This window comes from Acidimicrobiia bacterium (genome assembly GCA_040902765.1).
GTDB lineage: Bacteria > Actinomycetota > Acidimicrobiia > Spongiisociales > UBA11373 > DATKBG01.
Genome location: JBBDWO010000028.1, coordinates 1 through 12,275 on the forward strand (window position 1 = coordinate 1; position 12,275 = coordinate 12,275).

The window sequence follows — 12,275 nt, forward strand, 5'->3', positions numbered from 1 at the left end:
ACCCACCAAGCGTGACATATAGGGGGAGTACCGCCGAAGGCGGGGAGGGGGGAGGGCTAATGCGCACTCGACTCTCTCCCCCCGTAGGGGGGAGTACCGCCGAAGGCGGGGAGGGGGGAGGGGGGAGGGCTAATGCGCACTCGACTCTCTCCCCCCGTAGGGGGGAGTACCTGATGGCGGAGCCGTCAGGGGAGGGGGGAGGGCTAACGCGCAGCGGCCGTCTGGTGGGGGAGTTGCGGGGCATTTCCCTAACCTCCCGACCATGGCCACCAAGACCATCGCCACCAACCGGCGCGCCCGCTTCGACTACGAGTTCGTCGAGACCTTCGAGGCAGGCATGGCGCTGCTCGGCTCCGAGGTGAAGAGCCTCCGCGAGGGCAAGGCCGATCTCAAGGACTCCTACGCCGCAGTACGCGACGGCGAGATGTGGCTGTACGGGCTGCACATCTCGCCGTACCAGTTCGCCCGTGACGGTGGCCACGAGCCCGAGCGCGACCGGAGGCTGCTGCTGCACCGGGTGGAGATCGACCGGATCGCCAGCAGCCTCGCCGAGAAGGGCCTCACCCTGGTGCCGATCAAGCTCTACTTCAAGGACGGCAAGGCAAAGGTCGAGTTGGGCCTGGCCCGAGGCAAGAGCAAGTACGACAAGCGCGAGACCATCAAGCGCCGCGAGGCCGACCGCGAGATGCAGCGCGCCATCCGCCACAAGGGGCGCGGCTAGGCGACCACCGCGAATAACGGACGGCGAATCGCGTTGTACTCTTGTGTGCGCGCCTTCACGCGCAACCCATACGGGGGTGACGTGGTTTCGACTCTGACGGTCGAGGCGCCGGAAGCGAGCCGAGGTCCCCGGAGTCCTCGTTAAAGAGCCGGGAAACAAATACGTGCCGAAGACAACTTCGCACTGGCTGCCTAACTAAGCAGTCCGTTCGCCCGGGGGGTGCCCCCCTCGCCGGATCCGAGCGTCACCATGGGGGAGGCTCCCGCCGGGATTCCGGGACCGGCGGGCTGAGACACTTCCGGATACGGCATTGGATCGCCTGCCGACAGGGTCCGACTGCTCGACAATCACTGTCGGATGCGCTCGGAGATGCCGGCACCAAAATCGCAGAGGACCGGGGTTCGACTCCCCGCACCTCCACTGACTGACTGACTGACTGACACTGACTATCTGAAGGCCCTCCAAGGGCTTCCCTTCGCGCCGGATCCGAGCGTCAGCGGCGCACCGCGACCGGAGTCAGTCGAAGTCCCCAGCGACGGGTAGCCAGTGGGGCTCTCCCCAGATGTACCGGGCGTTCGCGTTTCCTTGGGTGTTGGTGAACCGGAAGTAGAAGGTCTGATTGCCGGGACGGAACACCGCCGGCGACGCCTTGCCATCCCCATTCCAGTCGTAGGCGACCAGTCGGTCACCCGGGTTGCCGAAAATGAAGTCGAGATCGGCGACACCCGTGGTCAGGGTGAAACGGAAATACACCCGGCCAGTCGATTCCCTGTGCAATGCGACCTCGTCGATTCCGTCACCGTCGAAGTCGCCGACAAACGGCTTGTCGCCCGGGTTGCCGAACAGGAAGGAGTAGTCGGCCGCACCGAGCCCTGTCTCCGCCGAGCCCAGCTTGTTGATGATGTAGAACCTCTGCTCCGACGGGCGGTAGATCGACACCGTGTCACACCCGTCGTCGTTGAAGTCCCCGGCGATGGGCATGTCTCCAGGGTTCCCGAAGAAGAAGGTGACATCTGCGACCCCCTGAGTGTTCGAGTTCCGCAGATAGGCGAAGCCGTCGGACGGCCGATACAGGCCGGGGGTGTCGACACCGTCACAGTTCCAATCCCCCAGCACCGGGGTGTCGCCGGGGTTGCCGTAATAGAAGCTGGTGATCGATGCATCGGCGTGCCGGAGGTGCCAGAGCCCGGTCTGTGGGTCGACTGCTCCCACGGGATAGGGGTTCAAGGCTTGCCAATCGGGATGGTCGTCGGTCGCCGGGTCATTGGTCAGATTCCCCTGGTCGGCGCCATCGAGGCCGACCAGGTGGATGTCCCCGTTCGCTCCGATGAAGCGCATGCCGTCGGGCGACCAACTGATAGACGTGGATAGCCAGCTCGAACCCGCGATTTCTGTCCGGGTCGAATTGGCGACATGGACGAGAACCGCAATCGTGGTGATCGTATTCAGATCGACCCGTTCGCGTTCGAGAAGGACGATCCTGGTCCCGTCCGGCGACCAATCCGGCGGAGTCAGGATCCAGGAAGTGCTCGGCAGATCGACCGGTTGGCTCCCGCCGCTCACCACGAGCATCATCAAAACGTCATAGTGGCTCATGTGTGACGGGGACTGGTAGCTGCGTAGGAAGGCGATGCGGGATCCGTCGGGTGACCAAGCGGGGTGGCTATCGCGAATGCTCGTGATGCCGGTGGGGAGAGGAACCGCCGCAGGATCGGTGATCCTCGTCCGACCGGAGCCATCCGCATCGACAACGTAGATGCCGTCCTCACCGACGAAGGCGATCCTCTGTCCATCGGGCGACCAGGCGGGCTCCCAATCATCGCCCTGATCAGTGGTGATGCGGACGACGTTGGACCCATCGGCCTTCATGCGGTAGATCTCCGGATTGCCATCCCGATGTGAGGTGAAGGCGATCTGGCGACCGTCTGGGGACCAGGCCGGGTCGTAGTCTTCTGAACCAGGGGCGGCGGTCAGGTTGACCAGGCCGGAACCATCGGAGTTCATCACGAAAACGTCTCGGCTGCCGTCCCAGTCGGAGACAAAGACGATCTTGCCGTTGTCTCCTGGGACAGTCCCTGCTGCCTGAGGCGCCGCGGAGGCACCGACCACCACCGATACCAGGAGAACCGTGAGGAGCTTCGCACCCGACCTTCGAACGTTGATGTTGCTCATGAGTGCCTCGATATATCGGAGCCGCCGCCAGACAGAGGCGGCCAATCCCGGATGTCCCTGAGAACGTATTCCGAACAGGATCATGAGGCATAGGGTCGAATGTCACTGGCTGGCGGGACTCCTGTGCCCGCCGCCGGCCGTGGGCGGGCACTCGGCTCGCCTACTTCACCGCCCGCTTGACCAGCGTCCGTTCAGACTCACCTGGCCCGTGGTTTGGAGCGATTGCGGGCGTCCCTGGGAGTGAGCGATGAGTGAACTCGGCCGGGAATTGCGTCGCGCCTTGGAGACGGTCGCTCCGCCTACCGACCTGCGCCAGATCACTGCCCACGCGCCGGCCTTGCCGATCGGGAGAGTGGGTCGTCTCCTCGTCTCCGTGGCAGGGGTAGCCGCCCTGGTCGGTCTCACGGTCGTGCTCCTCGCCCGGGATGGCGACGACCAGGCATCGGGGACGACGACGTCGCTGCAGGCTCCGACCACGACATCGGTCTCGCCTGTGCCCGCCCTCATCACGTCACCCCTGCGAGGGGAGTGGCATCTCACGCATCCCGACACCGGTGAGCTGCTCGTCGTGGTCAACGACATGATCTGGGATGGCGCCGCGTTCTACATCCTGACGAGGCTGGGGTTCGGCGACCACGTCATCTGGCGGTCCACTGACGGTTTGGAATGGGCGCGCCATCGAACGATCGCCCAGGTGGGCGAGCTCGGGATTATCGGCGTCCACAGCGGGCCGACCGAACTGATCTCGTTCAACGGGAGACTCATCGCCGCCGGAAATGCCAACGGTCGGGCTACGGCGTGGATCGACGACGGGTCGTCGCCCTGGCGGAGCGTGGATGTGGGTGAGGGTGCCGTGATGAGCCTGGTGAGCCACGAGGGCCAACTCATCGCCCAGGTGGCCTCTCCCTTCGATCCGGCGGTACCTGAGGTGGTGAACAGCAAGCCATCCGTCTGGTCTTCCGGAGATGGCGAGCATTGGGTTCGAGTTGCGGCTGACGAGGTGTTCGGGGAGACGACCTGGGTATCGGATCTGGTGGCGGGGCCGTCAGGACTGCTCCTCCTCGGGTTTGCGACCGACTCGGAGGACTTCTTCAGCCGGTTGACCGGTGTCTTCCGCAGCCAGGATGGCACGACTTGGTCGCGTGTTGAGGCCTCTGGCCTCCACATCAGCGCGATCGATCCGACTTTGCTGACGGGCGGTGAATTCGGGTACGCCACCGTCGGGTCCGACTCGACCGTGTATGCCTCGCGAGACGGGATCGCATGGTCATCGATCGGCGGCGTGCCCGAATCGAATCTGCCCCAAGGCACCGTGTGGCCGGCCGGATGGGGGGTCTTAGAGGGAAGGCTGGTGCTGGTAGGGGGCGAGAACTTCGTCCCAGAGGGCGCCGAGTTCAACACCACCCGCCCCCGGGCCTGGTCATACTCGAGCGACGGTTCGTGGAGCGAGATAGAGGCCCCGTGGCGCGATGGTCCCGGAATCGCATACGAGGTCGTCGTAGGAGGCAGCGTGATGGTCGTATTCGGCGAGGTCCAGGGAAGGGAGCACTGGGCGCTGCTTACCTTCGTGGTGCATCGGGAGGAGTGATCTCCTCAGCTCCCGAGACCCGAGTCAACTCAACCGCCCGCCGGATCGGCGCGCCGCCCCCGGACCCCGGCACTCCTGCCTTGAGGCCCCCCACAGCTCACGGCTCAGGTCCCTCCCCCTACAGTGCCACCTTCCCGACCGAACGGAGAGGCCCCGGTGACCGGCGCCCCTGTTGCCATCGTCACCGCTGCCGGTAAGGGCATTGGTGCGGCCATCGCCCGGCGGCTGGCCGCCGATGGCTACGACCTCGTGTTGATGTCGACAGGTGGCGGCGCCGAGCGCCTCGCTGGCGATCTCGGCGCGGTCGGGCTGACCGGCTCGGTGACCGAACCCGACGACCTCGCCCGCCTCGTCGACACCGCCCTCGACCGGTTCGGGCGCATCGACGCCGTGGTCAACAACACCGGGCATCCGCCGAAGGGCGACCTGCTCGACATCACCGACGACGACTGGCATCACGGGCTCGACCTGGTGCTGCTCAATGTGGTTCGCATGGCCCGGCTGGTCACACCGGCCATGCAGGAGCAAGGCGGCGGCGCCATTGTCAATATCTCCACCTTCAGCGCATTCGAACCGAGCCTGTCGTTCCCGGTGTCGAGCGCCCTGCGCGCTGGGCTCGGCTCCTTTGCTCGGCTCTATGCCGATCGGTACGGACCCGATGGGATCCGCATGAACAACGTGCTCCCCGGCTTCATGGACTCGTACCCCGAGTCCGACGAGAACCTGGCCCGCATCCCGGCCGGCCGGTACGGCAGGGTCGATGAGCTGGCCGCAACCGTGGCGTTTCTGCTGTCACCCGGCGGCGCCTACATCACCGGTCAGAACCTCCGGGTCGACGGTGGCCTGACGAGGTCCGTGTGAACGCCGACGTTGTCATCGTCGGTGGCGGAGCGATGGGCTCGGCGACCGCCTACCACCTCGCCCGCCTCGACCGATCCTTGTCGGTGATCGTCGTCGAGAAGGACCCCACCTACCGCTACTCGTCGACCCTGCTCTCTGACGGGAACGTCCGCATCCAGTTCAGCCTCGAGGAGAACATCCGTATCTCCCGGTACGCCTTCGATGTGTTGGAGACCTTTGCCGACGAGATGGCGGTGGGGGAGTTCCGGCCCGATCCGTCACCCCGGCACCAGGGCAACCTGTTCCTCGCAACCGCCGAGGACGAGGCCGCCGCCCGTCATGGGATGGAGCGTCAGCAGGCCCTGGGCTGCGAGGTCGAGTGGCTCGACGCCGACGAGGTCGCCCGACGGTATCCGGCATACGCCGGCCCCGGCTACGTCGGCGGCACCTTTTCGCAATTCGACGGGTCCGTCGACCCCAACGCCGTCCTCCACGGATACCGCCGCAAAGCGGTGTCCCTGGATGTCGAGTACCTGACCGGCGAGGTCTCCAGGCTGATCGCCGGCGACGGCGCCATGACCGGGGTAGAACTCGCCGACGGCACCCGGATCGACGCGCCGATCGTCATGAACGCCGCGGGTGCCTGGTGCGCCGATCTCGCCGGCACCGTCGGCGTCGAGCTGCCGGTGCTGCCGGTGATGCGCACCGTCTTCACCGTGGAGACACGTATCCGCGACCCGAAGCTGCCCAGCGTGTTCCTCCCCAACGGCCTCTATGTGATCCCGGAGCACGAGGGAACCTTTGCCACCGCTTGGTCGCTCCCCGACGACCCGGTCGGCTTCGACTTCACCTTCAAGCGTGACCGCTTCGAGTCGGTGATCTGGCCGACCCTGTCAAAGGAAATGCCGGCCTTCGAGACCCTCCACCTCGCCGGCGGCTGGACCGGGCTCTACGAGGTCAACACCCTCGACGCTAACGCCATCCTCGGTGAGTGGCCCGAGATGCAAGGCCTATGGCTGGCCAACGGGTTCTCCGGCCATGGCTTCCAGCAGTGCCACGCCGTCGGCCGCTACATCGCCGAGTCCATGCTCGGCATCACGCCGTTCCTCGACCTGAGCCGCCTCGGCCCCGAACGCATCATGCGCAACGAACCCTACGCCGAGCATGCCGGACGGATCATCTGAGGCGTCGATCAACTGCCTGATCGGATCCCGACTACCCGAGCCGACTTGAGGAACATGGCGGCGATCCCGGCCGCTGTGGGGAGCACGGTGAACCAGAGGGCGGCGCCCCGGTAGTTGCCGGCCAGGTCCCGAGCGATCGAGAAGGCGAGCGGTCCAATCGCGGTCGATGCCACGTTGAGCAGCGCCGCCGCTCCCTGGATGGCCCCGATGTGGCCCAGTCCGAACCAGCGGGCGAGCAGCGTGGCGTTCACCGCGCCGAGCGCACCACCCGAGGCTCCCAGTGCGATGGCGTAGACGACGATCATGACGCCGGGGGTCAGGTTGGCGGCGAGTAGCAGCGCCGTCATCAACAGGGCCATCACCATGGGGATGAGGATGCGGCTGGTGAGGCGGTCCGCCAGCAGGCCGAACACCGTGCCGGCGATCGCGGCGCCGAGCACCTGGGGCAGGAACATGGCGGCCGCCTGGGTGGGGGTGAGGCCCGCATCTCCCATCAGGGAGATCTGATGGAAGACCAAGGCGGTCGACAGCATCCCCACCGACGTCGAGGCGCTCATCAGCACCCAGAAGCGAGCAGTCCGAAACGCCTGTCCCCTCGTGGCAGAAGCGGCAAGCGCCGTGGGGGCGTCGTGGTCCGTAGGGGTAGGCTCGATGCCGTCGGGGTGCTGCCCGACGTCCGACGGTCGGTCGACGATGCCGAACCGAGCGATCGGGATCACGATCAGCCAGACCGCCGCCGCGGCCACTAGCCACGCCGTTCTCCAGCCCTGGCTGAGGATCACGACGCTCAGCCCGATCGGGATCAGGCTCATCAGCCCCCTCATCCCGGTACTGAGAATCCCGATCGCGGTGCCGCGGCGCCGATCGAACCAGTGGGTCACGGCCACCGAACTCACCAGCGAGAGCGCACCCTGGCCGAGTAAGCGGATGGCGGCGAACCCGACGATCAGCGAGACAAACCCGCGCACGCCAGCCATGGCGACCAGGGCGGTACCGAACCCAATGCCGATCAAGGTCATGGCTCGTCGGGCGCCGAGACGGTCGATCTGCTTGCCGACGATCGGGAGGCCCAGGGCGGCAAGCAGGGTGCCCACCAGGTAGGCGCTCGACACGGACGAGCGGGTCAGGTCCAGGTCTTCGATGAGCGAGTCGACGAAGACGCTGACACCGATGGTCTGGCCAGGCCCGGTCAGTGCCCCGGTGACAACGGCCAAAGCAACGATCCGCCATCCGAAGAAGGCGCGTCGTTGCGGAGGTGGTTGGGCGGGCACCGGCGGAGTCTATGGAGGGGTCTCACGGGTTTGGTCGCGGGTCTGCGGGATCGGGTCGGGTACCGCCGACACCGCGTCAGAATCTGTCTCAGGCGTTTGAGATAGTGCGCGTATGGACTCGCAGCGCATCGAAGCGGCACTCGCCATCCTCGAGGACGAGGTCAGTTCGCTCCAGGCCGACATCGTCGATCGCGGGGGAGCGACTCGCCTCGTCGCCTTGTTTTCGCGCGGAGAGCGCATCTGTGCTGCCGGGACCGCTCTACTCGCCCGGCGTGTCGACGATGCGTCGCTTGTTGCCCGCACCACCGGCACCTCGGTCGGGAGGGCCCGCGCCCTCATCGGTCTATCCGAGCGCCTCCGCGACACGCCAGCCCTGGCGTCGGCAGTTCGGGGCGCCGAGGTTTCACTCGACCAGGCTACGGAGATCGCCAAGGCCGAGACTGCGGCACCGGGGTCGGCGGAGGCCCTTGTCGATGTCGCACGGCACGAAGCCTTCCACGTCCTGAAAGAGCGGGCCCGGGCGGCCGCCCTTGAGGTCGACCGTGCGTCGCTCGGTGCTCGTCAGCGCGCCGCTCGCCGGGCCTCCCACCGCATCACCGACCTCGGGATGATCCATATCGAGGCCGACCTCGAGCCCCATGTTGGTGCGCCGATCATCGAGCGCATCGAGGCAGGGGCACGGCGACTGCGCGCGGAGGTCGGACAGGGCGAGGGCTGGGCGGCGCATCTGGCTGACGCCTTCGCCGAGCTTTGGGCTGGAGGGTCAGGTAGGTCCGCGAGGCCCGAGCTCGTCGTGGTTGTCAGCCACGGGGTCACTCAGCGGAACTGGTCAGGCGTCGAGGACGGCGAAGTGTGCGCTATCCCGGGAGTCGGGCCGATCGACCCCCAGGTCGCCAAGCGGATCGCTCAGAATGCGTTTCTCACCGGAGTGTTCTACGACGGCACCGACCTTCGGCATATCCGTCGGTGGACTCGCTCCATCCCGGTGGAGGTCAGGCTGGCTCTATCGCTGGGCGAGCCGCCAGAGTTCGACGGTGCCCGGTGCACCGACTGCGGCAACCGTTGGGGCCTCGAAGTCGACCATGTGGTGCCCATGGCCGCTGGGGGACCCACGTCGCTCCCCAACACCATGCATCGCTGCGGACGATGCCATCGCCGGAAGACCGCCGACGACCGGCGGGCTGGCGCTGCGGCCGTACGCGAGGACCGGGCGCCGCCTTAGAGCGCCTACACCACCCAGTGGGTGGCGATGGCATAGGTCGCCGTCGCCACCGACGCCGCCAGGACGGCTCCCCACACCAGGTCGACCAGGGTCATCGTCAGCGGCAAATCGCGGAGCGTGGCGAGGTTGGTGAGGTCGTAGGTGGCGTAGGTGACGAGGCCGAACAGCGCTCCCCGCCAGAGGGCCTGCGTCCACGAACGCACATCGACTGCCGGGGCGATCACGAACACCACCAGCCCGACGATGAACAGCAGGTAGAAGACCAAGGCCGGCACCCAGTTCACCTCGGTACGCATCAGGCCCCCCAGCTGGTCCCGGTAGAGATTCCGGGCGACGACGCCCAGCCACACCATGTCGATGGCGAAGAACACCGGCAAGGCGATCAAGAACAGCTTCAGAGTCACGATTTGTCCTCCAGCAGGAGAATGTAGGACGCCATCGGCGCACTGCGGCGCTCCGACCACCTTTCGTGACCTTCGCCCCTAGCCGCACATGGGCTGTGGCGTGAGGGTGGAGAGGACAGGGCAGGGTGAACTGCCGATGACTTCTTTCGCTGAGAGGGTGGTTTCCATGAATCGTCTGAGGGCGCGACCGCATCGGAGCCGCCGCCTTGCCGTCGTGTTCGCTCTGGCGGTGGCCGCGTGCGGTGGGAACGGTGCCGAAGACGTCACCACGACCCCGGCACCGACCACTACCCAAGCAGCGCCGTCGACGACGGAGCCGGTCCCGAGCACGACCACGACGCCACCCGAGCCAATCGGCTCGCCTCAGATCGTATGGAGTACCCAGTACGCCAACTCCATCGATGATCTCGTCGTCGCCCCCGACAACGAGACGGTCTGGGTCGCCGAGCGCGCCACCTACGTTCACCAGCTTGCCGACGGCCTTCTGCTCGATGCCGTCGTGTATGAGCGCCACTTTCCACTGTCCGTCGACATCGACCCGACGGGTGCCTACCTCAGTGCCGGTCTCGGGCTGTACGGCGTGGTGATCACCGACACAACTACCGGCGAGGTCGTCCTTGAGCTCGACAGCGGTTTCGAGAGCGCCGTCGCTTTCTCTCCGGCCGGTGATCACGTGGCGACGGGTGACCGCTCAGGAGTCGTTCGGATCTGGAGCCTCGACACCGGGAGCGAAGTCGCCGTGCTGGAGGATGCCGGTGCCGCGGGCCGGGGTGGAAGCCCGGTGGGGCTTTCCGTCGTATCCCTCGAATACGACCCGCCGGGTGATCTCCTGGCCGTCGTCCACTTCGACTGCGTGGCCAACGTGTGGGATGTCGGTACCCGAGAGATCGTGAGCACGCTCGAACTCGAGACGGGGGAGGGTTCGTGCTGGCTCTCCAACCGGCTGTTGCGCTTCTCGCCGGATGGTCAGCTACTGGCCGGTGTCATCAGCGAAGACGGCAGCCAGCTAGTCCGGTTCTGGGGGGCGGGCGGCGTACCGGTGATGGACCTCGAGGTCCTCCCGAGGGTCAGGGACCTGGCCTTCTCTCCCGATGGGACCATGCTGGTGGTGGCATCGCGGCTGGGTACGACGATCTGGGACCTCACCGAGGGTGTCCTGCTCTACGAGTTCGACGAGACCTTCGATGCCACCGCGTCCCAGCAGCCCGTCGCCGCCACCTTCACGCTCGACGGAGGGCATGTGGTGATCGCGAGGGCCGACAACATGCTGGAGCTGTGGCGACTCCCCGGAGCCGAACCCCTGGTTGCGCCGGAGCGTGAAGAGTGCGAGCCGCTGCCTCTGCCCGGTGATGTTCTCTTCGATACCGGCAGCTCGGAGCTGAGGGCCGAAGCCGATGCGGTCCTCACCGAACTGGCTGAGTCACTCGCCGCACGGTTCCCCGTGGCGACGCTGACCTTCGTCGGGCACACCGACAGTCGGGGCTCGGCCGAGGTGAATCAGCAGCTCTCGGTTGCCCGGGCGGCCTCCGTCGGCGACTGGTTCGAGGCGTGGGCGTCGGTAAACGGGGTAGATGGGTGGGTGCTGCTGATCGACGGACGCGGCGCCACGGAGTTGAAGACGGCGGACACAGACGCCGACGGTGCATTCCTCGCCGAAGCCGGTGCGCTCAACCGCCGGGTCGAGATCGAGATCGAAGCAGAGGGGTGCGCCTGATCGCTCCGAGCGATCCGCGGGGCCCTCAGAGCAGCGGTAGGGCCTCGGGAACGGAGATGCCTTCCGAGCCTCCGTTCCCCGTCATCGTCTCGTCCATGGTGCTGGGGACTCCTCAGTCGTGCCCTTTGATGACGAGGGCGACCGTAGTGTCATCGCCCGATCCACCCGACATCGTCTCGACCAACCATCCTCGCAGCTCTTTGCGCACCACGCCGAGACCGTGTCGGTCGATGATGTCGGCGAAGTCCGACGCTGCCTGGAAGAACGAGCGCTGGTCAGCGAACGAGTTCTCGTAGCCGTCGGTGCAGACGAGCAGCAGGCGGATGCCGTCGGCGGCGAGACGGGCGTATCGCGTGTTCCCGATCGGATAGGCCCCGGTGAGGCTGGTGGTCAGGTTGCCGGTGAGGCGAGGATCGTCGGGAATCGGGCTTGTCACCTTGCCGGCGCCGTCGACCGTGAGCACCTGGCAGTCGCCCAACTGGGCGCAGGCGACGGTGGTGGCGTCCGCGGAGACGACGAGCAGGGTGGTTCCGTACACGTCCCGTTCCATTTCATGCGGGTTGGCCCTGAGGTCGGCGTCCACGGCCTCCTCCCAGCGCAGCAATGCGCCGCGCATCATCCCCTGGAGGCTCGCATCGGCTGCGGAACCGAGCGGATCGGCCAGGGCCGCCTCGACGGCCATGCGGGCACCCCGGGCGCTGCGCTCGTACATCGCCGCGCCGTGGCCGTCGGCCACCGCCACCCTGACCAGCTCACCAACTCCATCGTCGGGCACGAAACCGACCGCGTCCTGATTGCCGGCGCGATCGTGCCCTGTTCCCGCCACCGACGCGGCGACGATCTTCCACATCACCCGACTCTCATCCCGACGAGATCGGGCATCGGAGCCGCTCGGAGTGTCGCCGCTGCGTGTCGATCGTCGCTGTCACCCCCCGGCACCGCGGGCAAGCGAGGATCGGCCACGGGCAACCCGGTAGGGAGGCGCGCGACGGGCGATGAGCTCCCGAGTCGGGTGACCGTCATACTCGCTGAGACTAACCCCCAGGAGGTCGTCGGGACGGGCGATCTTCATCGGGCTGCGGGTGTCTGTGCCCGGCGTGGCGACGCCTGACTCGTTGTTCGTTCGAGGCCGTGAGCGCGCTTCTGAGACTGGCGCAGG

The 12,275-nt window shown here is 66.7% G+C and carries 10 protein-coding genes and 1 other RNA gene; 7 read left to right on the forward strand and 4 right to left on the reverse strand.

The features are described from left to right. Positions 1 to 262 precede the first annotated feature (262 nt). A complete protein-coding gene (smpB, locus tag WEA29_07490; GenBank protein MEX2323600.1) occupies positions 263 to 721 on the forward strand; it encodes an SsrA-binding protein SmpB in 459 nt (152 codons plus the stop codon). A gap of 72 nt (positions 722 to 793) precedes the next feature. Further along, positions 794 to 1,144, forward strand: a transfer-messenger RNA (tmRNA) gene (gene ssrA, locus WEA29_07495). Positions 1,145 to 1,237: 93 nt separating this feature from the next. On the opposite strand, the gene WEA29_07500 is transcribed toward ssrA, so the two are convergent. After that, entirely contained in the window at positions 1,238 to 2,893 is a 1,656-nt protein-coding gene (locus WEA29_07500; GenBank protein ID MEX2323601.1) for a DPP IV N-terminal domain-containing protein, read from the reverse strand. A gap of 247 nt (positions 2,894 to 3,140) precedes the next feature. On the opposite strand from WEA29_07500, the gene WEA29_07505 reads away from it, so the two are divergent. The 3 genes from WEA29_07505 to WEA29_07515 all read left to right on the forward strand — a co-directional run bounded on the left by WEA29_07505 (position 3,141) and on the right by WEA29_07515 (position 6,505). Beyond that, complete coding sequence (locus WEA29_07505; protein ID MEX2323602.1) at positions 3,141 to 4,481, forward strand: hypothetical protein; 1,341 nt, start codon at positions 3,141 to 3,143, stop codon at positions 4,479 to 4,481. Between the two features lie 156 nt (positions 4,482 to 4,637). Continuing rightward, positions 4,638 to 5,342, forward strand: coding sequence for an SDR family oxidoreductase (locus WEA29_07510; protein ID MEX2323603.1), 705 nt, complete (start codon positions 4,638 to 4,640; stop codon positions 5,340 to 5,342). Further along, positions 5,339 to 6,505, forward strand: a complete 1,167-nt coding sequence (locus WEA29_07515; protein MEX2323604.1) for an FAD-dependent oxidoreductase — start codon at positions 5,339 to 5,341, stop codon at positions 6,503 to 6,505. The genes WEA29_07510 and WEA29_07515 overlap by 4 nt, the downstream gene beginning before the upstream one ends. Positions 6,506 to 6,513: 8 nt before the next feature. Here WEA29_07515 and WEA29_07520 read toward each other — a convergent pair whose 3' ends face one another. Beyond that, positions 6,514 to 7,776 (reverse strand): MFS transporter, encoded by a 1,263-nt coding sequence (locus WEA29_07520; GenBank protein MEX2323605.1) that lies wholly within the window; start codon positions 7,774 to 7,776, stop codon positions 6,514 to 6,516. 112 nt (positions 7,777 to 7,888) lie between these two features. Here WEA29_07520 and WEA29_07525 point away from each other — a divergent pair, with 112 nt between their 5' ends. Then, a complete protein-coding gene (locus tag WEA29_07525; GenBank protein ID MEX2323606.1) occupies positions 7,889 to 8,998 on the forward strand; it encodes an HNH endonuclease signature motif containing protein in 1,110 nt (369 codons plus the stop codon). A 5-nt stretch (positions 8,999 to 9,003) separates the two neighbouring features. Here WEA29_07525 and WEA29_07530 read toward each other — a convergent pair whose 3' ends face one another. After that, positions 9,004 to 9,402 carry a DUF2177 family protein gene (locus tag WEA29_07530; protein ID MEX2323607.1) on the reverse strand — a complete coding sequence of 133 codons (399 nt, stop codon included), beginning with the start codon at positions 9,400 to 9,402 and terminating at the stop codon, positions 9,004 to 9,006. Positions 9,403 to 9,568: 166 nt separating this feature from the next. On the opposite strand from WEA29_07530, the gene WEA29_07535 reads away from it, so the two are divergent. Continuing rightward, the gene (locus WEA29_07535; protein MEX2323608.1) at positions 9,569 to 11,116 is read left to right on the forward strand and encodes an OmpA family protein; all 1,548 of its coding nucleotides are present in this window, start codon (positions 9,569 to 9,571) and stop codon (positions 11,114 to 11,116) included. A gap of 112 nt (positions 11,117 to 11,228) precedes the next feature. On the opposite strand, the gene WEA29_07540 is transcribed toward WEA29_07535, so the two are convergent. Next, on the reverse strand, positions 11,229 to 11,966 hold the full coding sequence (locus WEA29_07540) for a protein phosphatase 2C domain-containing protein (GenBank protein MEX2323609.1): 738 nt from the start codon (positions 11,964 to 11,966) through the stop codon (positions 11,229 to 11,231). Positions 11,967 to 12,275: the final 309 nt, after the last annotated feature.